Below are 23,775 nucleotides of genomic sequence, written 5' to 3'. Positions count from 1 at the left end.
CATTATATGTATTAACAACAGGAGGTTTTTTATATGGATGAACAAAGAGTCGCAATTGTAACTGGCGGAGCTTCTGGTATCGGTAAAGCTTTAGCTATTCAATTAGCAAATAAAGATATATTTGTAATTATCGCAGATATTAATGAAACAAGTGGTCAAGAGCTTGTGAATAATATAAAAAATAATAATCAACTAGCTAGGTTTGAATATTTAGATGTTACTAACGCTGAATCCGTAGAGGAACTTATTATAAAAATAGTTAATGAGTTTGGTAGAATTGATTATATGTTTAATAATGCTGGAATTGCTATGTATGGAGAAGTATTCGATATGTCTTTAGATAATTGGAAACATATTATTGAAATAAATTTATTAGGAGTAATTTACGGGACACAATTGGCTTACCAATTCATGAAAAAACAAGGATTTGGTCATATCATTAATACTGCGTCTGCAACAGGTTTAGGACCTGCTCCACTTTGTACCGCGTACGCAACAACAAAACATGCTATCGTCGGTTTAACCACTTCATTACATTATGAGGCAGAAGAATATGGTGTAAATGTAAGTGTGCTTTGTCCAACTTTTGTAGATACACCCATATTTGAAAAATCAATTGCAATTAATATGAATAAGGGCCAAATTATAAAACAACTAAAAACAAATAAGCCGATTTCAGCTGACAAGTTTGCTGAAATTGCACTGAAAGCTATTCATAAAAATAAATTAGTTATATGTCCAATGCCGTTTAAAAAAACAATGGACGTATTCTTTACCTTATTTCCTTATCTTCATAAAAAGCTAATGCGTCTCATATGCCGAATTGGTCGAAAAGCAAAAATGACCCAACTATAAATATCTGATTATTTTTTATTTACAGTTAAATACAAATGTGATAATATGGAAAAATCAAATGCAGTGAAGAGAAGAGTAAATAAAATGAATTTTTCACAGAGAGCTCCATTTAGCTGAAAAGGAGTAAAAATTCTTTATTGAACCAAGCCTCTGAGCAGCGCATCGGAACCTATTATTAGGGGGTGGTGTGACGGGAGCTCCCGTTATAGAGCTATGGTATAAGCATGAATTAGAATGCAGTACCAGATAAGGTTAATATGGTGACATATTAACAAACTAGGGTGGCACCGCGATGATAAATCTCGTCCCTAAGACTAAAAGTCTTGGGGGTGGGATTTTTTTATTGGTTTAAAACACTTTGGAAAGCGGGGGCCTAAAATGAAAAACTTACTTAACGATTGGAAATATCCTTTATTACTACTGTCCGGAGTTGGTATTGCAAATTTAGGAGCATGGATTTACTTAATAGCACTGAATGTACTTGTCTATCATATGGGTGGCTCAGCCTTAGCTGTTGCTACTTTATATGTAATTAAACCATTAGCTACTCTATTTACAAACGCTTGGTCAGGAAGTATGATTGATCGTTTAAATAAACGGAAATTAATGATTCACCTCGATATATATCGCGCGGTATTTATCGCTATTTTACCATTACTTCCATCACTTTGGATCGTTTATGTATTCGTATTCTTTATTAGTATGGCCAATGCAATTTATGAGCCAACTGCGATGACGTATATGACGAAATTAATACCAGTTGAACAAAGACAACGTTTCAACTCATTGCGTAGTTTAATAGGGTCTGGTGCCTCTGTAATTGGTCCATCGATAGCGGGAGCATTGTTAATAGCAAGTACACCAGAGTTTGCTATATATATGAATGCTATAGCATTTCTCTTATCAGGAGTAATTACCTTGCTGCTACCTAATCTTGATAAAAAACCTAATATTCATACATCAAATGACAGGTTGTCTTTAGCTGTACTAAAAAAAGATTGGACCATCGTTTTAAATTTCAGTAAAAAATCTTTGTATATCGTTTTCGTGTACTTCTTATTTCAAGGGATGATGGTGTTAGCTGCCGCAAATGATTCACTTGAATTGTCATTTGCGAAAGAAGTTTTATTGTTAACAGATAGTGAATATGGTTTTTTAGTTAGTATTGCTGGAGCCGGATTTATTTTAGGAGCAATAACAAATACAATTTTATCAAAAAAATTAACACCTTCATTTTTAATTGGAATAGGATCATTTTTCATCGCAATCGATTATATAATTTATGCTTTTTCAAATGAGTTTTTAATAGCTGCTATCGGATTCTTTATTTTATCTTTCTCTATGGCATATGCAAATACAGGTTTTAATACCTTTTATCAAAATAATGTCCCTGTCCATATAATGGGACGGATTGGGAGTATATATGGATTATTTATTGCAGGTATCACCATTTTAATTACGATTTTGTTTGGAGTTGCCACTCAATTTATTTCTATACAACTTGTGGTTATTGTAGGTTCTTTAGTAATGTTATTTATTACTATCATCTTGTGTGTGTTTACTTTATTGCCATCACATTCTAAAGTGCATTCTTCTGAGTCAATACATTCGAAATAATTCTCTTAGTTTTGATTTGAATCTTACGATGTTCAATAGGAGGGTTATCCCTCCTATATATGGAAATATAAAAAAGGAGAACAATATTGATAAACGAGGGTGATTTTTGTAATGAAAACAAAAAATCAAATAGATAACATTGTAAAAGAAACATATCGTCATATAGATTTCTCTGGGGTAATTTTAGTGAAAGAAAAAAAGGGCATAGTTTATGAAGAAGCGTTTGGTTATGCAAATCGAAATGAGTGTATAAACAATACGCTACAAACTAGGTTTGGAATTGCCTCTGGGTGTAAAATATTCACAGCTATCGGTATCTGTCAACTTGTTGAAAATGGGGTAATTACTTTTCAAACAAAGTTAAAAGAGTGTTTAAGTGTTAACTTTCCAAACTTTAATGAAGATATTACAATACATCACCTTTTGACGCATAGTTCGGGTATTCCAGATTATTTTGATGAAAGTATTATGGATAACTTCGAAGATCTTTGGAAACAAACACCTATGTATTTATTAAAAAGTTTAAAAGACTTTTTACCATTATTTCAAAACAGAGATATGATGTTTGCGCCTGGAAGTAAGTTTCACTACAACAATGCTGGTTTTATCATACTGGGGTTAATAATCGAAGAACAGACAGGACTTAAATTTACGGAGTATATAGAAACACACATATTTAAACTAATTGGTATGAATGATTCTGGCTATTTTTCTTTAGATAGATTACCAAAGCAGACAGCTCTCGGATATATAAAAGATGAAATTAGCCAGACATGGAGAACAAATGCTTACTCTATTCCGATAAAAGGTGGTTCTGATGGTGGAGCTTTTATTACTGCGCCAGACATGATGAAGTTTTGGGAAGCGTTATTTAACTATGAAATTATAAGCCAAGAATATACAAAAATACTTTTAACTCCTCACATCCAAGTAAATAGTTATCAATCTTACGGCTATGGAATATGGATTGAAATAAGAGAAAACAAGATATTCAAATATCATGTAATGGGATATGATCCAGGCGTCAGTTTTCGCTCGGCCGTATATCCAGACTTAGGGATTACATTAGTTATTCCGTCAAATAAAGGAGCAGGACCCGAAAAATTAATGATAGAAATAGAAGGAGCTTTTTAATTATATGGATATAGAAATTAGATCGTATAGAAAAGAGGATGAAACCGGTTGGGTACGTTGCCGTGTGTTATCTTTTCTAGATACAGCATATTATGATAATGTACTTAGAGAGAAAGAAAAATATGAAAATCCTACTATTGAATTAGTAGCTGTATATGAAAATCAAATTGTGGGTTTAATAGATATTGAATATGAATTAGAAGAACGTACAGTTTGTTCAAGAGGAACTGGTCTTGGCGGCATGATTTGGCATATTGCAGTTCATCCAGATTTTCGTAGAATGAAAATTGGCAATCAACTATTAAATGAGGGAGAAAAGTTAGCGAAAGAACGTAAACTAAATCGATTGGAAGCATGGACTAGGGACAATTTATGGGTTCATGGTTGGTATGAAAAGAACGGATTTGTAAAAGTAGATTCCTATTTACACGTATATAGCGATCATACAGACGAGATAAAAGGTGTAATGAAAAGTAATATAGATCAGTTATATCCAATTCAAACATTTGCTCATTATACAGGTGAAAATAAAGAAGACATAAGAAAACAATTTAAACGAGTGCATGATTGTTTTTGTTTTGAAAAGTATTTTAACTAACAATTCATACGTGTTAAAGTATACATTTATTTTGAATAAAGATGATAAAAGACGTACGAGTCAAAAGTACGTCTTTTTACTTTTATAAATAAGCTTATGGCTATTACATGATATGCCGTAATAAAAAGACGATAGTATAATCAAAAAATATATTATGAATTAACGAAAACTGTAAATACAATCATCCCTTGTTTAACAATGCTGTGAACGGTAATACTAAATAACATTGAACTTTTATAACAAGGGATGATAATATGATATTCATTTACACGGATTTCGGTGGAACACATTCAACTGCACTTGCTGCAGCTTATCATTTAAATAAATTACCAACGGATCGTAAGCTAACAAAAGAAGAAATATTAAATGTGGATTACTTTAATAAATTGAAAACTGAAGATATGGGGAAAATTATTTTTCATGGAGTAGATGAAAATGGTAACCCGGTTTATACGATTGGATGCGGCGCATCAAAAATCGTTGTACCTGCGATGAAGCATTTAGGAGAGATTCTGCAAAAACATTATCAAAGTCATGAAAAGATTATTTTTTCTAATACATCACCAACAGTACCTTTACCAATGACTTTTGGCGGTCTGTTTTCTAGAAGGTTTCACATCGACTTTATCGGTGTACCATTACTCGTATGGGGTGCAAAACTTAGCTGTGATAATGTACAAAGACTTGTTAGTTATACGAAAGAAGCCGGACGATTAACAAATGATTATGTTGTGATTTTAGATAATGAAACTTTTAAATAATGTAGGATAAAAGGAAAATCAAGCAAATTTCTTGATTTTCTTTTTAATTTGTGAAAAAGACAAGAAATATTCACATTTATCATCTATCTACTATAGCCAAAACAATAAAGTCCTGTTACTATTACAGGGATATTCTCTTTTCATAACATAAATATATAGAAAAATTAGAAAAGAGGAATTGAATTAAGGGAGGAACAACATGAAGCGTGTTGCTTGGATTACTGATAGTACAACTGCGAGTTTTACAACAGAAGGAGATAACTTTGTTATCCCAATTGAAGTTATTATTGATGGTGTGTCGTACAAAGATTGTGAAGAAGGTGTGCGTGAGCGCGTTTATAATGCTTTAAACGAAGGTAAAACTGTCACTACATCACAACCTAACATAGGGGAAATGGTAGAGTTATTTTCGAAATGCAAAGAAGAATATGAAGAAGGATTTGCAGTTGCTATTAGCGGAAAAGTAAGTGGAACCTACCAAAACATGAAGTTAGCTGCAGAAATGGCAGGTTTCCCATTAACGGTATTAGATAGCGAAACAACAAGTTATCCAATGGATGAACTAATTAGAAAAGCGAAATCGTTATACAATGATGGTATGACTTTACAAGATATACACAAAACATTAGTAGATGAAAAAAGAAGACCTTTCCATGTATTCCCGAAAAGTTTAAAAGGCCTTTATGCAAGTGGACGTGTAAAGGGAGTTCAATTTTTACTTGGAAGTTTATTAAGTGTCAACTTAATATTAGAAGTAAAAGGTGGAGAGCTTTTACTTGAAAAGAAAGTACGTAAAATCCAAAAATGTCGAGAATACATTAAAAATGAACTTGAAAAAGAATTACCAAAAGTACTTCACATGTTCCATGCTAACGATAAAGATGGAGCTGAAGAATGGATTTCAGATATTAGACAAGCATTCCCTGAAATGGATTTCAAATTATATCCATTACCAATTTCATTTGCGGTACATGCAGGTGAAGGTACAATAGCAATTAGTTATTAAGAAGAAAACCCGTGAATGATACGCGGGTTTTTTTATTTATAAATGGTGCATACCACGCCACCATCAAGTTGAAGTTTTATAGCACTCTAGAACGAAATTTGTGTTAACTCGAAACAAAAATCTTATTTTATCATTTTTGGGGAGGAACCACAATTTCTTGACTTGATTTGAGATTAAAAATATAAACCTTTTCCTACTGGCTGAACAGTTTCTAGTACAATATCAACCATTTCTTCATTAAGTAGGGTCCTTATAATCCAAGCCGATAGTTCTTGAGCAGCAAAACAACCCGCAGCAGTCGATATATTTCCTTCGTTTACGAAACTTTTCTCAATAACGTCTACACCAAATTCTTTTAGCTGTTCTACTGCTGAGGGATATGTAGTAGCTTTTTTACCAGTTAGTAATTTTTTAGCTCCTAATAGTAGTGAACCAGAACACATAGATCCTATTAATTGTTTTTGAGGATCTACATGAATGCTATTAATATATTGTTGATTTTTATATAAATCCTTTACACCTTTACCGCTTGCAAATATTACAGCATCGGCAAAAGGGATATCAGATATACTTCCTGTCATGGGAATACGCAAGCCAGACATAGATATATGAGATTGTTCCGTCCCTAAAAGCTGGACATCCCAATCGGAAATACCACCGACTAAACGTACACGATTTAATAAATCCCATGGTAGAAAAACATCTATATCGGTAAAGTTATCGAAACAGACGATTGCAATTTTCATTTTCTAACCCTCCACTTATGTATATCATTTTATTAATAATATAAACATCTCTTTTTTATGTTCTATATCCAGTTATAAATCCCTGTATATTACACGTATATGAAGGAGGTGTAGTGATTTTTTAACGCCTCTAAACATAAAAAGATATAAAATCTTTTTCTTGGTTTCTATAGATTTTGTGTACAAAACCAAGATCTGTAGCAATAACTCGTAAGGTATTGGGGATGAGAATCTTTAAAATTCTCAAGGAAATAGGTGTAATTTATTACACATACAAATAGAAATAAAAACGTCATCCTTTTTTATAAATTCTCAGATAGAAACACGTTTTTCGTTTTTAGGAGGGCATTTTTTCATTAGCTTGCTAATCTATATATAATATGATTTTTATAATTTCCCTAAAATAATTTTGACGTATTTATTTTTTCAATATAAAATAATATTCATCCAAATTTAACCAATATCATATAAAAGATGTCTCTTTTTATATGCATAGGTATAAATCTCTTTAGTTTTAAGGGGAAAGGTTAATATGAAAGTAAAGAAACTAGTTACGCTTGTAGTACCATTTATACTATTATATGTGTCAGTTCAATTAACCGGAATTCTTCAAGGCCATTTCAGCAACTGAACGAAATCGGAATGGATATTAATTTGAAGGAAAAGTCCCCAGAGAAACGAAAGATTGTAAGAAACCCCCAAAAATGTTACATGGTATACAAGAAGGTGACATCATTTATGTTACGGACTTAACTCGAATTACTCGTAGTACAAAAGATTTATTTGAATTAATCGATAACATACGGAGTAAAAAGACAAATTTAATATCCTTAAAAGATACATGGCTAGATTTATCAGAAGATAATCCCTACATCCAATTCTTAATTACTGTTATGGCGGGTGTAAACCGATTAGAACGTGATTTTATCCGTATGCGATAGCGTGAAGGAATTGAACTAGCTAAGAAAGAAGGAAAGTTGAAAGGGCGGTCAAAGAAGTACCATAAAAATCACGCAGGAATGAATTATGCAGTAAAGCTTTATAATGAGGGAGATATGACTGTAAATAAAAAACTTATGAAATTACAAATGTGTCTAGGCTTTATTATATAGAAAGCTATCGGAAAGGAACAGTTGATGAGTTATACCAAAGATCGGAAATATATAATAGAAAATAAGTTTCATATAGAGGTGAAATTATATGCCTAAAATTGACAATATGCTAGCAATTCTATGGATGCTTCGTTCAGGTGAAAAAATTACTGCGAAACAAATTTCAGAAAAGTTAGAGATAAATATAAGGACTGTGTATCGTTATATTGATACAATTTCAACTAGTGGCGTACCTATAATTTCAGAACCAGGACATAACGGCGGATACACTTTATTGAACAATTTTATTGAGGCTCCTCTTTTTTTTGATTTTGAGGAGCAAACTTCACTATTTCACGCTGCTGTTTTTGCAGAAGAAGCCGGATATTATGGAGGTAAAGCATTAAATAGGGCCATTTCAAAACTAAGTAAATACTCAAATCAAGAGCAAGAAACAAAGATAAACCAACATTTAACTAGTCTTGAAGTAATAAGTCGATTAAGTTCACTCTCTATAGAAACTTTTTTGAAGGAGTTGGAGCAGGCCGTAGCTAACGGGGATTCAGTAAAAATTCTTTACCATAAAAGTGGCGAAAAGCAATTAAATTATAGATTGGTTGATCCATACAGAATTATCTATTGGAATAATAAATGGTATGTAATTGGATTTTGTCACCTTAGGAATGATATCCGTAGTTTTAGAGTAGATCGAATTGAAAGTTTAATACAAACCGAAAATAAGTTTAACCGGCCAGACAATTTTTCAGCAAGTGACTTTTTTATAAAAAGTCTTCTTCCAACTATAGAAGATAAGGAAAGTATTATTTCTTTGGTTATTAATGGGGATAAAAATGTATTGGCTGATATTTGCCAACATTGGTTTTTAGGACATTATTTACAAGAACGGACTTCAAATCAAGCAGTTTTTCTTCTTGAAAAAGATATGATACATAAATATGTACCTTATTTACTTTTACCGTACAATAAATCTATTAAAGTTATTGAGCCAATAAGTCTTAAGAAGAGAATTATTGAAGTTCTGTCTGAATTAATAAAATTTCATCAAGTATGATAACTTCCCTGACGTTAACTGTCAGGGAAGTTATATTATAATAGCTATATAAATTGTGATTGGAGTGTTGTTGGATACAAACAAAAAAAGCTTTTCTATATGTATTTAATACAATGTCAGACTGGGAATATGGATATTTAATTGCTGAACTAAACTCAGGAAGATATTTCAAAAAAGATTTAGCACCTTTAAAAGTAATTACAGTAGGAGCTAATAAAGAAATGATTACTACTATGGGAGGGCTGAGCATAAAACCAGATATTTCCCTTGATGAATGTACTCTTGAGAGTAAAGATCTTTTAATTTTACCAGGAGGGACTACTTGGGGTGAAGAAATTCATCAACCTATCTTAGAAAGAATTGGCCAAGCTTTAAAGCTTGGCACTATTGTTGCTGCAATTTGTGGTGCAACTGATGCCCTCGCGAATATGGGATACTTGGATACTAGAAAGCATACAAGTAATAACTTAGAATATACTAAAATGGTATGTCCTAACTATAAAGGAGAAAAGTTCTATGAGTTAGGATCTGCGGTATCTGATACGAATTTAGTTACTGCATCAGGAATAGCTCCTCTGGAATTTGCAATGGAGGTACTGAAAAAAATAGATGTATTTACATCAGATACATTACATTCATGGTATAACCTAAATAAGACTCATAAACCTGAATACTTCTTCCAGTTAATGAATTCAATAAAAAAATGAAATAACTAAAAAGCTCAATTTCTCTATTTTGATTTGCAGAGAAGTTGGGCTTTTTAATTTGGAATTCCCTTATCGTTGTAAATCGGCATTTTCCTGATGCTACCCCATGCTCATCAAGCTAAGGTTTTGAAGTACCCTCTAAACAAAAATGTCTAAATATATAGAATTTTTAACAAAAATTCATAATTATGTTATATAATGATGTTAACAAACCATATTTCAGGCATTACCCCCGATTGTGTAGAACAAATAATTTTTCGATGAGCCAAAGTATTTGGCTAAAAAAACTTGTAGCGGGGCCTGCTACAAGTTTTTTTATGTTTTTAGTAAGGCAAAATAAGAAAAAAGGAGGGAATACAAGTATGACAAGAAATTTTAAGAAAGCAGCACTGAATTCGTTAGATGGAAAATGGGGGGTAGGTATAGGAGTATCAGCTTTATTCTATTTTGTACCAACCTTAAGTGCATCGGCAATCGCCACTTTTATGTATTTAATATTTGTACTGTTTATCGGGATAATTGGCCCTGATGCACTATTTATTTATTCAATTGGTGGGCAACCACAAGTAGATTCAGTAGCACTTGCTGTACTTATTCTAAGTTATATTGGTTTAGGTGGGGTTTGTTTCCTAATTTATAGTCTCATACAAGGTATCTTCAATTATGGATATTCTGTTTTTACTTTACACTTAGGGAAAAAAGAAGATGCTAAGGTAGACGATGTATTTTCGGGATTTAAAAAGAATAATGTGTTTAAATCAATGAAATTGGGGCTGTTGCAAACTATTTTTCTTTTTTTATGGAGTCTCTTATTAATTGTTCCAGGTATTATTAAATATTTTTCTTATTCCATGTCGTATTACATATTAGTAGAGAATCCTGATTATACAGCAAGTGAAGCATTGAGAGAAAGTAAAAGAATAATGAAAGGACAAAAACTAAAGTTATTTGTTGTTTGGTTATCATTTATTGGTTGGTTTTTATTAGCTGCATTTATCGGAATGTTTACATTTAATCTATCATTTATTTTTATTTCTCCTTATTACAACACAACTGTCTCACATTTTTACTTAGATTTAATTAAAAAGCAGGATATTGGAGAAGCGAAGGTAAGTATATAAATAGAAAAAAAGTATGTTTAAGGTGAAAAATATACGTAGTTGACAGTGGATATGAGTTTAAGCATATCCACTTTTTAATATTATATTAAAAGTCTTAAGCTGCTGGTTATATCCAGATTAATATGATTTGAGTTAGGATACTGCAAACGTGTTGCAAGTTAGATGGAATAGGTGTAGCACTACATCACTTGTAAGCTACGGTTATATAGTCCTTCTGAACAAAGAATATCCCTTTACAATTATTTATGAGTATTTAATTCAGCTTTATCAATCATATACTTACCTACCTTTTGCTTTTAATATATCATAGTAAAGACAGAAATCGATTATAGCCATAATTCTATATAGGCTTTTTCTCCACCTGGAATCTTGAATGTATTTACATCAAATTCTTTAATTATATATACCTTTATCGCTTCAAAATCCTTACCAAAAGCGAGAGATGGATTTTTTAAGAAATATACTATTTTTTCCTTGTCATAGATTCGGGCTGTAATTATTTCTTTGTCCGAGTGAAACGATAAATTGACTCCTTTGTAAAAATATTCGTAGTATCCCTCTTCATCCTGCTCACTCTTATCTTCAAAAGGAACAGATTCAATATAATATATATTGCCATTTACATTTATTGATTTCATACAGCATTACTCCCTTTTCAAGAATATCCATAAGAAATTATATAGTCTCTGTCTATCATACCAAAAATAGGGAATCTACTTTTGAAATTTATAAAGAATATATAGGATCAAATTAAAATCTTTATATTATTTTTCATAATAGGGGTCACCATATGTGCCCATCAACTTAAGAATTTACAACCTCAAGATGAAAATTTTGTGTATTTTTTACAGAAAACAACTAATTTTTCATCTTGGGGGTATTTGCTTTTCTTAAGTTGATGGCAATGTGGCTGTACCCCCTCGCTATCAACTTAAGAATTAATTGTTCCCAAAAACGAAAAAAAGAAACATAGAAGTGAAAAAACCCTGTTTTTCTTTTTGATAAATATATTTATTGGAAAATACTTTGAACTTTCGGGTACAGATGCTCCTTCGGTCCTATTATAGAAGCTATTTTGAACGTAAGTAATTTGTAAGGAATAGGTAAGAAAAAAGAGATTTTCATTGTGTAGGATAAAAATATAAGGAGGTGTGAAAGGCGGAACAGATATGACTTATATATGAAAAACAAACCAGTAACAAGAGTGTTTCAAGGAAAAGAAGTAATTTCTGGGGTTAACATACATGTGGAAGAAAAGGGATTTACCGTTTGTTAAAACAGAATAGCCTTTGTAAAAATAATAATTATGAATATGATTACGAATTTAATTCTGACTTTTTTGTCACTGTTGGAGATGATAGCTGTGTGATTAATACGAAACAGTAAGCAACTAACTTTACAATTTAAATAAAGGAGAGGATGCTTTATGAAAACATGCAGTAAAATTACATGTGCAAGTCTATCACTTTTAATAGCTGGAAGTTCCCTGTTATACATAACACCAGCCTCAATTGTAAAAGCAGAACCCACGCAAAATGTATCTAGTTCGTTACAAACAAGTAATCAAAGCGATCGTACTTCCGTTAAGAAAGCAATGCGGGATTCACTCCAACTTGGATACCCTGGAATACTCGCTCAAATTTCTAAGGATGGTAAAAATTGGAGCTATGCCGCCGGGATAGCGGATCTGAGAACCAAGAAGCCGATGAAAACAGATTTTCGCTTTCGCATTGGCAGTACGACGAAGACATTCATTGCAACAGTTCTACTTCAATTGGCTGGAGAGAACCGCTTGAATCTAGATGACTCCATCGAAAAATGGTTGCCTGGCGTTATTCAAGGAAACGGATATGATGCTAACCAGATTACGATTCGGCAAATATTGAATCATACAAGTGGGATTGCTGAATACTTAAAGTCAAAAGACTATGATATTATGGATACAAAAAAATTGTATACGGCTGAAGAATTAGTAAAGATGGGAATTTCTCTTTCACCAGACTTTGCTCCAGGTAAGGGCTGGTCTTATTCAAACACAGGATACGTAATACTGGGTATCCTTATTGAAAAAGTAACTGGAAACAGCTATGCGGAAGAGGTTGAAAATCGGATTGTTGAACCGCTCGAATTGTCGAATACATTCCTACCTGGTAATTCAACTGTTATTCCAGGTACCAAACATGCCCGTGGATATGAAAGATATGACGGAGAAAGTGAGCTAAAAGACGTTACTTATTCTTACCCAGGTAGCTCGGATGGAGATATGATTTCTACTGCTGACGATTTAAACAAATTCTTCTCTTACTTACTCAGTGGCAAATTACTGAAGGAACAGCAACTAAAACAAATGATTACTACAGTTCCTACAGGAACAGAAGTAATCGATGGATATGGTCTTGGAATCTATGAAACTAAACTTCCAAACGGTGTCTCGATATGGGGACACGCAGGTGCCTCTCCAGGGTTTTCTACTTTTGCTGGAGGCACACTTGGAGGCAAGCATACATTGGCCATCAATTTGAATGGCCATGAAACTAGTTATAGTCCTTCTGATCCTTTTAAAAATATTTTACTTGCTGAATTTAGCAAGTAGTCAAAAAGGAAAGTAAAGTAAATCTTTTTATAGATAAAAATATACCTTTTTGGTTCAAAAAAATAACCTCTTTTTAAAATTTTTTTGAAATTAAGGTGATAAATGCTAGCAAGCTAATATTTTAAAATATCCTCATAACGAAAATTTTCTTTGTTTTGGGGAACTACCAATTTCTTAAGTGGATGGGCATGTGGTACTACCCTGTGATTTGAACTATAACTTTGCCATTTTGGCAAGGGTATGGTTCTTTTTGTTTACGGCAAACTTATAATTCATGTAAAAGGAAGAAAATATTATAAACCTTGAAGAAACAATTAAGGATAATTTATAGGAGGTACTTTAAAATGTTTATCGTAAATGTTGAAGGTGCTATAAGGAAGAATGATAAATGGCTTGTTATTAAAAGAAGCAAAAAAGAGGAACATGCTGGTGGTTGGCTTTCTCTTGTGGGAGGTAAGTTAAATATAGAAGGAAATTTCTCAGACATATTAGAGCGAACAGTAAAGCGAGAAATATTAGAAGAAGTCGGTGTGAGCGTAAAAGACAGGCTAAATTATATACACAGTACATCATTTGTAACGGATACAGGTGAAAATGTTGTCAATATTGTTTTTCTTTGCGAATATGAATCGGGGGAGGCATTTTCTAAAAGTCCCGATGAGGTTGAAGCGGTATTATGGTTAACTACTAAAGAAATATTAAATCACCCCAATTCGCCAATTTATTTAAAAGAAAGCATTAAACAAGCGGAAGCATTGATTCGTATTCATTCTTCATAACGCTTTAAATTTATAATAGAAGTAAAGTTGTTATACATAAATATCTGACTTTTTATAAAAGAATGATTCAATTAAATAAATTAAGAGCGTATTTTGATTAATCTTTCTTCAAAATACGCTCTTTCTTTTTACTCATTTATTAAGGTTATTAGTATTAATTTAACCAAATATTATTCCAAAGCTATATTAATAAAACACACGGCAAGCTTATGGGTTAATAATTAACTTACGACAAAGTTATGATTCCGTTTTTTGGAAAATTAGATGAACCTCTTTATTCACTTCGTTGGCAGATTGAAATTTTGTTTAAAACGTGGAAATCATTTTTTGAAATTGATGAATGTAAAAATATTAAAAGAGAACGCCTAGAGTACCATTTATATGGACAACTCCTCGGCATTCTCCTCTGTTCTTCTACGATGTTTCAATGCGACAGTTTTTGCTTGAAAAAAAAGCAGGAGCCGAGTGAATATAAAGCGATTTATATGATTAAAGATTAGTTTCCGTTACTGTTTCAAGCGATATCCATTGGCACAGAAGAACTTTTGACAATTTTTCATCGTCTTTATCTACTACTCAAAAAGAACGGTCGTAAATGTCATCGGTATAAGGAAGTGACTGTCTTTAATATTTTGGGGATTGTGTATAAAACGATGGTGAAGCATAGACAAGCTGCCTAGCAAAAAAATCAGATTTTAATAGGCTTCTTTAGTATGCCTACTTTTCTATCAATTGTTAATTTTGAACCAAGGATTGTTCCATATCTAGTAAGTTACTCGTTTAGCTTGATGGGCATGTGACGCTACCCCTATGTAATCTTATACAGGATCCTGCTCCAATAGTTCAATAAAGTAATGCTATAATGTCCATTTATAGGTACATTTCATTAAGTAGAAAAGAATAAATCTATTGAGGTTTAATATTTTTGATACTCATAATGTGACATACATAAAACCAAAAGTTGCATGTTATATTATTAGGCACAACAATATAAATAATACCATTTGTTCATTCCGTAAATAATGTTGATAAAAAAGGGGAAAGGATTTTTAAAGATAAAAATAGAAATCTATATAAAAAAATATTTAAATGGTAGGGATGTTATGAAAATTGGTAAGTTTGGAGAAGTAAATAACTTAAGTATTGATACAATTAGACATTATATGGATCTTAGTCTCATTATTCCTGAAAAAAGGGGGGACACTATTTTTTTGATGAGTATTGTCAAACAGATTTAGAACTTATTTTATATTACAAAGACCTAGGATTTAGCTTGAATGAAATTAAAGAACTATTTTTTTATAAAAATTTAGCGAAATCTATGAATTACGAAAAAGATACTTTTTACCAATCTTTATTTAAACTGAAATATGACAAGATGGAACAGGAAATAGAACTTTTGGAGAAGAAACGGGATAAATTAAAGGGAGTGTTACATGATTTATTATTAACAAATGAAACTTCCAATACAATGATAGGGATAGATTTAAGTGTACTACATTTACTCACATGTTCTAAGTGTAGCAAAAAATTAATTCTTCAAGATGGAATTATTAATAACAATCAAATTATTGAAGGAAAGTTAATTTGTAATTGTGGAGAAGAATACATTATTACTTCAGGAATTATATCTGCTGGTAAATTATTTAAAGCAAATGAGCAAACGTCACTTGAAAATATTATTTCGGATTATATTCATGAAACTGATAATGCATATTTGGAAAATATGCATAGAGAAGGGGAATGGGCGAAAAAGAAACTAATACATTTAGATTTAAATAACAAATTAATACTAGATATAGGATCAGGACTTGGATTCTTTTTGAGGAGCATTTATGAAGAACTACCCGAAGATTGCCTATACATCGCAGTAGATAGAGATTTCAATAAACTTTTATTTTTAAAAGACGTATTAGCGAGAAAAAATCCGAGAAGAAATATTCTCTTTATATGTGCGGATTTTTTGAACATCCCTATTCAAAATCGGTCAGTAGATATTGTAATTGATCACTCTGGTACGAGCAATTATAGTTTTGAACATGAGGATTTTTTACTTCACGAATTAAACCCACTTTTTAAATCTGATTGTTATTTATTAAGTTTATTTATTTTATTTAAAAATTTCAGCTTAAATAGCCAAATTACAAATAACTTTCGAGCAAATTTTACACTTTCAAAAATAAAGAAAGAACTCCAAAATCTACAGTTTCAATCCATTGATGAAAGTACTTCAAATTATTTGAAACGAGGCGGAAAGTACGAGGATTTCTTTGTTCAAGGTGAAGAAATTTATACATATTCATTTTTCGGAAAAAGATGGGGTTAACCCCATCTTTTATTTATTTCCCCTTAAAATTATTCAAATCGTACATATTGTGATTGGGTTGACCCAAGAACTTACAATGTACGTAATACAAAATTAGACAGGGGGAAAAGTTATGGCAAGTTTACGGTTACATATAGAAAATAAAAAAAGCAACCAAGAACTAAGAAATATTTGTTTATATTCAATTGCAAAAACAGTATCAATATTCGGTAGCTCTATTTATAGTTTCGCATTAGGATTGTATGTATTACAAATAACCGGATCTGCTTTAAATTTCGCGATTACGCTTATTTTAGGAACGATTCCAATGATTGTTATGAATCCATTTGCCGGTGTAATTGCTGATAAGGTTGATAAAAAGAAACTCGTCGTTTGTATGGATGTACTAAGCGGATGCTTATTAATAACTGTTTATATATTAAGCAACTATTATGGGTTAAACTTATTCATCATTTATACTACTACCTTTCTGATGACAGTATTTACAACATTTTTTGGAATAGGTTTAGAGGCTGCAAAACCAAATATCGTCTCTAAAGAGAGACTAATGAGTCTTAACTCTATAAGTAAAATTATCGATTCTATATCTTTAATTCTAGGGCCTATGTTAGGGGGCATTGTTTTTGCAGTCTTTGAGATGAACACTTTTATAATCATTAACGGTATTTCATTTATCCTTTCGGCTATATCCATATTGTTTATCAACTTTAAATTGTGCGAGCAATACATAAATAAGGAATGTTCAATAAGGGAAATTAATTTTATGAAAGATATAAAGGAGGGATACTCTTACTTAATGGAGCGGGAGAGCTTAAAAAATACGTTTCGTATTTTAATTTCACTTAATTTTTTTTCTGGGATTTTCTGTAACTGTTCCATTGCCATACATTATGAATACAGTTCTCAATATTAGTTCTAAACAATTTGGTTTGATCCAAGGGACTTTTCCAATAGGTATGATAGTTGGTGCAATAATAGTAAAAAAGATAACGAATCGTTTTTCTTATTCCTATCTATTGAAAAAAACAAGTTTTATGATGGCAATTTTTATGATAGTTTCAGGTGCACCTGTTCTATTCAAAAGTATTGAAGTGAATAAAATTGTATTTGCGACCATGTACTGCGCCATTATGTTCTTTTTAGGGTTAATGATAGCATTAATTGATATCCCTTTAATTTATTTTATGCAAAGAGAGATTCCAGATGAATATAGGGGCAGAGTGCTTAGTATTGGATTAAGTTTAGGTAAAATGATGCAGCCGATAGCACTGGCATTATCAGGTCTATTATTAAATCATATTCCATCCTACACGCTTCCAATTGGAGGAGGAATCGTATTTCTTATTTTAAATCAGGCTTACTCAAATAAATTGAATTTAGAAATTCATTCAAAAGGGTATAGTGTTGAACGTAATTAAATAATATCGAAATAGCGCAGGATCATCATCCTGCGCTTATCTATCGTAATTCAGCTGTTTTTCTAATAACAATCTTATCAATATCATCTTCTTCATCACCAATAAATAACCCGCGTTCTTTTAAATACGCCTCAAAATATAAATCTGCTTCTGCACGTTCATCATACGGTTTTATAGATAGAACGAAGCCTAACTTGTTTTGTTCTTCTAAATGAGAAGTGGAGATGTAAGCCGGTACATTGTGACGTAAAAAAAGTTCTTTAACTGGAATAATCATATCTTTCATTAATTTCGTTAACATACCCATTTCAAACTCGAAATTAAAACGATCTATACTACATAAATCAGCGAATACTACACCAATAAAACCTGTATTATATACTTCTTGATATTCTACTTCTTCGTTACCGTAAAAATTCTTTTCAATTAAATAATTTATAAAGTAAGCAACACCGTCACTTTGTTCAAAAGGTTTCGTTGAAAGAACAAAGCCGATTTTCTTTTGTTTATGTAAATATACACATGACATGTATGCTGAAATATTATGTTCTTTAAATAGAGAACTCGTTGCTCCAGAGAGACCATCTAGTACGTGATGCACAATTTGAAGTTTTTTACGAGCGAAATAATAGGATTTCTTTTGTAACTCCAATGTATCAATAAAGACAGAGCCGATAAAGCCTGTATTTGAAATAATAGGTGTTTGCTTTTTTCTTCCTCTGCGCTTTGTTTGAGCCATTGTAAAAATCATCCCTTCATGTACAATTAAAATAAAAAAGAACGTTTGTTCGTATATTTATATTTTACTATTAAAACGCTCTAAAGTAAAGGGTTTTTGAAGAAAAAACAACAAAAAAGACACCTGTAAAAGGTGCCTTAAACGTTGTAAGGAAGAGGGTTCATCCCAACTATTTATATTATGATACAGAAACAATCTCTTCCGTATCTTCTACATCTAAATGACAGTCCATTGTACGAACATCTTGATCTTCATGACTTCCGAAATAAATAGTAATTTTCATATGTATCGCTCCTTTATTCTAGGAATACCTAAAATAATTACTAGTAATGTTAATATTTATTATATACCACTTTTTTCATTCCGACAACGTTATATCATATTTAATTCTTTTAGAAGACAAAGTGTGATTTATAGAGATATTTTTATAGAAATAGGTATATTTCTTATATGTTATATTTAATACTGAAAGATTCGAATTTGAATTTTTATGAAAGGAGCAAAATGAATGAATTTTAAACAGTTATTAATAGATAATTTTACATATAAAACTTCATATATTCCGCGGCAGGCACAGGGAATGAATGTGAAAGAAACGAAGGATTACATCGCTGTCGACTGTGGTTTACCTGCAGATACATTTAATATCATTACTTTACTAAACAATAATGTAACGGAAGATATCGAGAAATTATATAAGGAGGTAGCGTACTATAATCAAAAGAAATATCCAATGAGTGTTTGGTTTTGGGACGAGAAGCTGGAGGGTAATTTAAAGAATGAATTAATAAAGCTTGGATTAAAAGAAACAGAACAAAATATCGCGATGGTAGCAAACTTACATACAATACATCCAACAACAAACTTGCCAGAAGGTTTTACGATACAAAAAGCATCTTCGTCAGGACAAATTAAAAAGTTTGGAGAAGCGTTAGCTAGTCTATTTGGTACATCCGAGGAAGGTATACATGTACAAGCATTCTACAATCAAACTGCTTCTTTCGACTTATGGAATAGTGGGAATATGAACCTGTACTTAGGACTTTATAAAAATGAAGTCATATCGGTTGGTTCATTAGTATGTACAAAAGATAGTATTGGTATTTATGATATAGCAACGAAAGAAAGAATGAGAGGAAAAGGATTTGGCTCTACTATGTTTCATCACTTGCTGCAAGAAGCAAAGAAATTAAACGTTGCTCAATGCGTATTACAAGCTTCACCTGATGGGATTAATATTTATAAAAAAGCTGGTTTTCAATCTGTTGGACAAATGACTGTATTTGAAAATGGACATTTGTTTGAATAAATTATCCAAGCCAAATTGCTTTCATGTAGGAGTCAATACATCATTATGAAAAAGATATATATCGTTACAATCATTTGCGCCTTTCTAGTAATAGGTACTTTTGTTTATCATAAAGTAAATGAACTTAAGTACACGAAAGCTATTAATCAATCAAATCACATAAAAAATATTGCACATAGAGGCGCTTCGGCGTATGCACCGGAACATACAATTGCTGCGTATACATTAGGACAACAATTAAAAGGCGATTATATAGAAATTGATCTTCAAATGACAATAGATGGACATTTAGTAGCTATGCATGATGAAACAGTAAATCGTACTACAAACGGTACGGGGCTAGTTAAGGAACATACATTAGAAGAATTAAAGCAATTAAAGGCAGGTTCTTTTTTTAATGAAAAACATCCAACTTTAGCAAAGAAAGAATATGAAAATGCTAAAGTTCCAACACTAGAAGAAATAATTGAAATGTTTGGGCATCACGCAAACTATTATATTGAAACCAAATCACCTGATGAATATCCAGGAATGGAAGAAAAGTTATTAGAAATTATCAATCACTATGAAATACAGGATAAAGTTATTATTCAATCATTTAGTGAAGAAAGTCTGCAAAAGCTACATAGTTTACAATTTAATATACCTCTAGTCCAATTACTTTCTTACAAGAAGGCAGTTCAATTAGCTGAATCAGAGATAGAGAAGTATAGTACATATTGCATAGGTCTTGGTATGAACTACAAATATATTGATGCAGCTTATGTAAAGAAAATAAAGAAACACGGATTAGAAGTTCATCCATTTACTGTAGATAATGAAGCAGACATGAAAAAGTTACTATTATGGGGAGTTGACGGGATGTTTACGAATTATCCGGATCGATTACATTCAGTTTTGAAGTTAAAAAACTCATGAATTAAAAGTAGAATTCTTAAAGGAATAATATAAGCGGTTATAAAAAAACGATGCAAAGATCCACTGTTATTAATAAGAGTTCGTCATCCAGATGATAACATCATTAAATATATAAAGCCGACATTAAAATGAAATCCGAAAAAGAATCCAATACTTTTATTGGATTCTTTTTATTTAGTTCTAAGTGACTAACTTAAAGCAATACGATTTTGAATTTATAAATAAAATATTACATTGAGTATGATTTTTCATAATAATCATCAGAAAGTAACAAAAATGTAATGAATTTTAACTACGCTTTTTATATTTTTTTGATACACTGGCTACGAGAGGAATACCGATTAATGTAGGTAAAAACCATATAGGCGGCAATAAATTAATTATGGGAATATGAATACCTACGTTTACTAATAGTGCGGTAACGGCACCGATATAAGAGCCTAACATACCTCTAATATGGTGGTGAAGCCAATTTTTCCAACGTTTTTTTCGTGCAAGGTAGCCATAAATCGCAAAAGCATAAGAGAAAATTGCTACATAAAATAAATATGCGATTTTATCCCAGTTTATAATGGATAATATAATTGCAGTAAGGGTTATGACAACATAGGATGCATGATATATTTCACCCCATTCCGTATGTTTTCCTTTCTTCTTTTGAGCAACCATCGCTACAATACCGGTGATTAAGCATATTGTCCCAAATAATATGTGGATGGTTAAAAGAATGTTAAAAATGCTCATAATAATTCCTCCTTTTTTATTTTTATAGTATTGCAGTATAGGAGAAAAGTTGAAAAACATCGTTTGTTCGTCTTAATATATTGAAATAAAGGTACTCTTAGAACAAATTTAAACGGACAAATTTTCTTGAATTTAGTGAAACACGTATTACGTGAAATGAAGGAGAGACTTCCATGTTTACATCTATTACATATTTACAATCAGGGAATGACAAGCAACAAAAGGTATATGATGTTTTGAATAAACTAAACATCATGGAGGATTTAGCTTTGTATAGTCCCATTCTTTGCGGGACAATACCTATAAGAATTGACACACTTCAATCTGACTTAGATATAGTAATGGAAGTACATAACTTTGATGTTTTTGAACAAGAAATGAGATCTTTATATGGCTCTTATGAAGGATTCAAAATAAAAAAGAAAAAAATTAAAAATACTGAATCGATAAAAGTAAATTTTGAATTTGAAGGTTTTAAATTTGAATTATTTGCTCAGCCTATGCCAGTGCGTAACCAAAATGCATATAGACATATGATAGTAGAGCACATGTTATTAATGCAACATCCACATATAAGAGAAGAAATTATTCGCTTAAAAGAGAACGGTTTAAAAACAGAACCTGCTTTTGCTCAAGTATTAAAAATTGACGGGGATCCTTATGAAGGACTTATTGTGTTGGGGCAGGAAATGCGGTTGTGGTAAATAAAATACACAAAAACTCCTCTATGGAAAAAGAGGAGTTTTTATTATGTCATTAACTTACGAATTAATTCGCTTAACAATTTAATACCGTTAGTCATTTGCTCTGGAGAAGCATATCCATATGATAAACGAATGTATCGATCTGATTCTTCTTCATAGATACGTCCCGGGTTTAATAGAATCCCTTTTGATAGTGCCTTTAAAAATAATTTCTTCATCGGAATGCTAGGTACTACCTTTAGCCATATAAAAAATCCACCACTAGGTATATCCCAGGTGGCAATATCTGCACAATGCTTATGTAAAGCTCGTATCATTATTTGTCTTCGTTCTTTTAGTTTAATTCTTACGTTTGCAACATGTTCCTCATAAAATCCTTTATTTATCCATTCAGCAGCAACTCTTTGAGATAATGAACTCGATCCATAATCTGTTTGCATTTTTATATCTGATAATCTATCAATAACGGGTTCTGGACCGATAACCCATCCAATTCTAAGTCCTGGGGTAAGCGTCTTAGAGAGACTACCAATATATAATATATGTCCATGTTTATCCCTTGATTTTAAAGGATCTGGGGGTGGTGCATCAATCCATAACTCGCGGTAAATATCATCTTCAATAATAGGTAACTGTTCCTTTTCACATATTTTTAATATTTCTTTTCTCCGCTCTTTAGACATTAATATACCTGTTGGATTTTGAAAACAAGGAATTGAATATAAAATGTTTTTCTTCTGACTGTATTTAATTCGTTTTAATAACTCGTTAGGTAATATACCGTGAGGATCCATAGATATACCAGATAGATTTATATTTGCTGATTGAAATACATGAAGTGAATATAAGTAAGAAGGCTGTTCAAGTAAAACGGTAGATTCTCTATGTAAAAGACCAATTGATATTAATTGCAATGCTTGTAATGCACCCGAGACGATTAATATGGAACCCGGTGATGCTTGTATTCCAAATGATTTTACGTATTTACTTATTGCTTCACGTAACGGATAAAACCCTTTTTGTTCCTCGTATCCAAAATAGTCTAATTCCTCACTTACTTTCTTCATAATGGACTGCATCGTTTCTAATGGAAAAAGATGAGGAGAAAGTTCGCCTTTACTAAGATGGATAAGCTTGTTATTTGCTTCTGCTTCATTTATTTCTCGTACCATTAACTTGCTTGGTTTATGAATACTGGCCTTTACATATTCACTCCAATCAGGTGGTGGATTTGTTGCTAATAATGACCATGTATTATTCGTTACAATTGTTCCTGCTCCAATTTTCCCTTGAATCAATCCATCAGCCATAAGTTCATCTAGTGCAGTTATTACAGTGCTGCGATTTACTTGAAATAATTTCGCTAACTGCCTTTGACTAGGGATCTTACTTCCAATTGGCCATTCTCCATTTTCAATTTTTTCTTTCATATAGTCTACTATTTGCCGATACTTAGTTGTTTTTTTACTAGTTGTCATCAAAAAACTCCTTCGTTCACTTGAAAAATGCCAAGTGGTTGGTTTTTACGATAAAAAAC

General features: G+C 31.7%; 19 protein-coding genes, 4 pseudogenes and 1 other annotated feature. Of the genes and pseudogenes, 18 read left to right on the top strand and 5 right to left on the bottom strand.

All coding sequences use genetic code 11. From position 1 onward, the window contains the following. Window positions 1-33: 33 nt before the first annotated feature. The 6 genes from QCI73_RS14375 to QCI73_RS14350 all read left to right on the top strand — a co-directional run bounded on the left by QCI73_RS14375 (window position 34) and on the right by QCI73_RS14350 (window position 5,971). Entirely contained in the window at window positions 34-855 is an 822-nt protein-coding gene (locus QCI73_RS14375) for an SDR family NAD(P)-dependent oxidoreductase (RefSeq protein WP_353823208.1), read from the top strand. 54 nt (window positions 856-909) lie between these two features. Continuing rightward, window positions 910-1,168: a binding site (T-box leader), on the top strand. Window positions 1,169-1,233: 65 nt separating this feature from the next. Continuing rightward, window positions 1,234-2,472 (top strand): MFS transporter, encoded by a 1,239-nt coding sequence (locus tag QCI73_RS14370; protein WP_353823207.1) that lies wholly within the window; start codon window positions 1,234-1,236, stop codon window positions 2,470-2,472. A gap of 111 nt (window positions 2,473-2,583) precedes the next feature. Beyond that, window positions 2,584-3,606 (top strand): serine hydrolase domain-containing protein, encoded by a 1,023-nt coding sequence (locus QCI73_RS14365; RefSeq protein ID WP_353823206.1) that lies wholly within the window; start codon window positions 2,584-2,586, stop codon window positions 3,604-3,606. A gap of 4 nt (window positions 3,607-3,610) precedes the next feature. Next, window positions 3,611-4,204 carry a GNAT family N-acetyltransferase gene (locus QCI73_RS14360; RefSeq protein WP_353823205.1) on the top strand — a complete coding sequence of 198 codons (594 nt, stop codon included), beginning with the start codon at window positions 3,611-3,613 and terminating at the stop codon, window positions 4,202-4,204. 254 nt (window positions 4,205-4,458) lie between these two features. Beyond that, on the top strand, window positions 4,459-4,965 hold the full coding sequence (locus QCI73_RS14355; RefSeq protein ID WP_000576329.1) for a DUF3189 family protein: 507 nt from the start codon (window positions 4,459-4,461) through the stop codon (window positions 4,963-4,965). A gap of 199 nt (window positions 4,966-5,164) precedes the next feature. Further along, entirely contained in the window at window positions 5,165-5,971 is an 807-nt protein-coding gene (locus QCI73_RS14350) for a DegV family protein (RefSeq protein ID WP_000831948.1), read from the top strand. Window positions 5,972-6,144: 173 nt separating this feature from the next. On the opposite strand, the gene QCI73_RS14345 is transcribed toward QCI73_RS14350, so the two are convergent. After that, window positions 6,145-6,717 (bottom strand): DJ-1/PfpI family protein, encoded by a 573-nt coding sequence (locus tag QCI73_RS14345; RefSeq protein WP_262726060.1) that lies wholly within the window; start codon window positions 6,715-6,717, stop codon window positions 6,145-6,147. 594 nt (window positions 6,718-7,311) lie between these two features. Here QCI73_RS14345 and QCI73_RS14340 point away from each other — a divergent pair. The 4 genes and pseudogenes from QCI73_RS14340 (at window position 7,312) to QCI73_RS14325 (ending at window position 10,708) form a co-directional block, all read left to right on the top strand. Continuing rightward, a pseudogene (locus QCI73_RS14340) lies at window positions 7,312-7,854 on the top strand (recombinase family protein). Window positions 7,855-7,917: 63 nt separating this feature from the next. Continuing rightward, the gene (locus QCI73_RS14335; RefSeq protein WP_353823204.1) at window positions 7,918-8,880 is read left to right on the top strand and encodes a helix-turn-helix transcriptional regulator; all 963 of its coding nucleotides are present in this window, start codon (window positions 7,918-7,920) and stop codon (window positions 8,878-8,880) included. 74 nt (window positions 8,881-8,954) lie between these two features. Beyond that, entirely contained in the window at window positions 8,955-9,587 is a 633-nt protein-coding gene (locus tag QCI73_RS14330) for a type 1 glutamine amidotransferase family protein (RefSeq protein WP_353824111.1), read from the top strand. Between the two features lie 362 nt (window positions 9,588-9,949). Beyond that, window positions 9,950-10,708 (top strand): DUF975 family protein, encoded by a 759-nt coding sequence (locus QCI73_RS14325; RefSeq protein WP_353823203.1) that lies wholly within the window; start codon window positions 9,950-9,952, stop codon window positions 10,706-10,708. Window positions 10,709-11,034: 326 nt separating this feature from the next. Here the strand turns inward: QCI73_RS14325 and QCI73_RS14320 are convergent, their stop codons facing one another. After that, a complete protein-coding gene (locus QCI73_RS14320) occupies window positions 11,035-11,346 on the bottom strand; it encodes a hypothetical protein (protein WP_353823202.1) in 312 nt (103 codons plus the stop codon). Between the two features lie 788 nt (window positions 11,347-12,134). Between QCI73_RS14320 and QCI73_RS14315 the strand changes: the two genes are divergently transcribed. The 5 genes and pseudogenes from QCI73_RS14315 (at window position 12,135) to QCI73_RS14295 (ending at window position 17,824) form a co-directional block, all read left to right on the top strand. Next, window positions 12,135-13,301, top strand: coding sequence for a serine hydrolase domain-containing protein (locus QCI73_RS14315; protein ID WP_353823201.1), 1,167 nt, complete (start codon window positions 12,135-12,137; stop codon window positions 13,299-13,301). A gap of 344 nt (window positions 13,302-13,645) precedes the next feature. Next, on the top strand, window positions 13,646-14,080 hold the full coding sequence (locus QCI73_RS14310) for an NUDIX hydrolase (protein ID WP_353823200.1): 435 nt from the start codon (window positions 13,646-13,648) through the stop codon (window positions 14,078-14,080). Window positions 14,081-14,352: 272 nt separating this feature from the next. Then, window positions 14,353-14,760: pseudogene (locus tag QCI73_RS14305) on the top strand (transposase); the annotation flags it as partial. 423 nt (window positions 14,761-15,183) lie between these two features. Then, window positions 15,184-16,406 (top strand): annotated as a pseudogene (locus QCI73_RS14300) (methyltransferase domain-containing protein). 112 nt (window positions 16,407-16,518) lie between these two features. After that, a pseudogene (locus tag QCI73_RS14295) lies at window positions 16,519-17,824 on the top strand (MFS transporter). A 40-nt stretch (window positions 17,825-17,864) separates the two neighbouring features. Here the strand turns inward: QCI73_RS14295 and QCI73_RS14290 are convergent. Beyond that, window positions 17,865-18,563, bottom strand: coding sequence for a hypothetical protein (locus QCI73_RS14290; protein WP_000079437.1), 699 nt, complete (start codon window positions 18,561-18,563; stop codon window positions 17,865-17,867). 508 nt (window positions 18,564-19,071) lie between these two features. Between QCI73_RS14290 and QCI73_RS14285 the strand changes: the two genes are divergently transcribed. Both QCI73_RS14285 and QCI73_RS14280 read left to right on the top strand, forming a co-directional pair. Further along, the gene (locus tag QCI73_RS14285) at window positions 19,072-19,872 is read left to right on the top strand and encodes a GNAT family N-acetyltransferase (RefSeq protein ID WP_353823199.1); all 801 of its coding nucleotides are present in this window, start codon (window positions 19,072-19,074) and stop codon (window positions 19,870-19,872) included. 45 nt (window positions 19,873-19,917) lie between these two features. Further along, on the top strand, window positions 19,918-20,790 hold the full coding sequence (locus QCI73_RS14280) for a glycerophosphodiester phosphodiesterase (protein WP_353823198.1): 873 nt from the start codon (window positions 19,918-19,920) through the stop codon (window positions 20,788-20,790). 288 nt (window positions 20,791-21,078) lie between these two features. Here QCI73_RS14280 and QCI73_RS14275 read toward each other — a convergent pair whose 3' ends face one another. After that, the gene (locus QCI73_RS14275; RefSeq protein ID WP_353823197.1) at window positions 21,079-21,534 is read right to left on the bottom strand and encodes a DUF2306 domain-containing protein; all 456 of its coding nucleotides are present in this window, start codon (window positions 21,532-21,534) and stop codon (window positions 21,079-21,081) included. A 173-nt stretch (window positions 21,535-21,707) separates the two neighbouring features. Between QCI73_RS14275 and QCI73_RS14270 the strand changes: the two genes are divergently transcribed. Beyond that, on the top strand, window positions 21,708-22,238 hold the full coding sequence (locus tag QCI73_RS14270; protein ID WP_353823196.1) for a DUF4269 domain-containing protein: 531 nt from the start codon (window positions 21,708-21,710) through the stop codon (window positions 22,236-22,238). A gap of 44 nt (window positions 22,239-22,282) precedes the next feature. Here the strand turns inward: QCI73_RS14270 and norG are convergent, their stop codons facing one another. Continuing rightward, on the bottom strand, window positions 22,283-23,719 hold the full coding sequence (gene norG / locus QCI73_RS14265) for an efflux pump transcription regulator NorG (protein WP_483299568.1): 1,437 nt from the start codon (window positions 23,717-23,719) through the stop codon (window positions 22,283-22,285). Window positions 23,720-23,775: the final 56 nt, after the last annotated feature.

Origin of the sequence: Bacillus cereus group sp. MG16, assembly GCF_040459875.1 — a bacterium.
In the GTDB taxonomy this organism is placed as follows: domain Bacteria; phylum Bacillota; class Bacilli; order Bacillales; family Bacillaceae_G; genus Bacillus_A; species Bacillus_A paranthracis.
This window is presented reverse-complemented; position numbering and strand designations above follow the sequence as displayed.

Excerpts from the sequence above, each read along its gene's own strand:
- QCI73_RS14285 (WP_353823199.1), top strand. The coding sequence starts at position 19,072 with ATGAATTTTAAACAGTTATTAATAGATAATTTTACATATAAAACTTCA.
- QCI73_RS14360 (WP_353823205.1), top strand. The coding sequence starts at position 3,611 with ATGGATATAGAAATTAGATCGTATAGAAAAGAGGATGAAACCGGTTGG.
- QCI73_RS14325 (WP_353823203.1), top strand. The coding sequence starts at position 9,950 with ATGACAAGAAATTTTAAGAAAGCAGCACTGAATTCGTTAGATGGAAAA.
- QCI73_RS14310 (WP_353823200.1), top strand. The coding sequence starts at position 13,646 with ATGTTTATCGTAAATGTTGAAGGTGCTATAAGGAAGAATGATAAATGG.
- QCI73_RS14365 (WP_353823206.1), top strand. The coding sequence starts at position 2,584 with ATGAAAACAAAAAATCAAATAGATAACATTGTAAAAGAAACATATCGT.
- QCI73_RS14320 (WP_353823202.1), bottom strand. The coding sequence starts at position 11,346 with ATGAAATCAATAAATGTAAATGGCAATATATATTATATTGAATCTGTT.
- QCI73_RS14290 (WP_000079437.1), bottom strand. The coding sequence starts at position 18,563 with ATGGCTCAAACAAAGCGCAGAGGAAGAAAAAAGCAAACACCTATTATT.
- QCI73_RS14370 (WP_353823207.1), top strand. The coding sequence starts at position 1,234 with ATGAAAAACTTACTTAACGATTGGAAATATCCTTTATTACTACTGTCC.
- QCI73_RS14315 (WP_353823201.1), top strand. The coding sequence starts at position 12,135 with ATGAAAACATGCAGTAAAATTACATGTGCAAGTCTATCACTTTTAATA.
- QCI73_RS14275 (WP_353823197.1), bottom strand. The coding sequence starts at position 21,534 with ATGAGCATTTTTAACATTCTTTTAACCATCCACATATTATTTGGGACA.
- QCI73_RS14280 (WP_353823198.1), top strand. The coding sequence starts at position 19,918 with ATGAAAAAGATATATATCGTTACAATCATTTGCGCCTTTCTAGTAATA.
- QCI73_RS14270 (WP_353823196.1), top strand. The coding sequence starts at position 21,708 with ATGTTTACATCTATTACATATTTACAATCAGGGAATGACAAGCAACAA.
- QCI73_RS14345 (WP_262726060.1), bottom strand. The coding sequence starts at position 6,717 with ATGAAAATTGCAATCGTCTGTTTCGATAACTTTACCGATATAGATGTT.
- QCI73_RS14350 (WP_000831948.1), top strand. The coding sequence starts at position 5,165 with ATGAAGCGTGTTGCTTGGATTACTGATAGTACAACTGCGAGTTTTACA.
- QCI73_RS14355 (WP_000576329.1), top strand. The coding sequence starts at position 4,459 with ATGATATTCATTTACACGGATTTCGGTGGAACACATTCAACTGCACTT.
- QCI73_RS14375 (WP_353823208.1), top strand. The coding sequence starts at position 34 with ATGGATGAACAAAGAGTCGCAATTGTAACTGGCGGAGCTTCTGGTATC.
- QCI73_RS14335 (WP_353823204.1), top strand. The coding sequence starts at position 7,918 with ATGCCTAAAATTGACAATATGCTAGCAATTCTATGGATGCTTCGTTCA.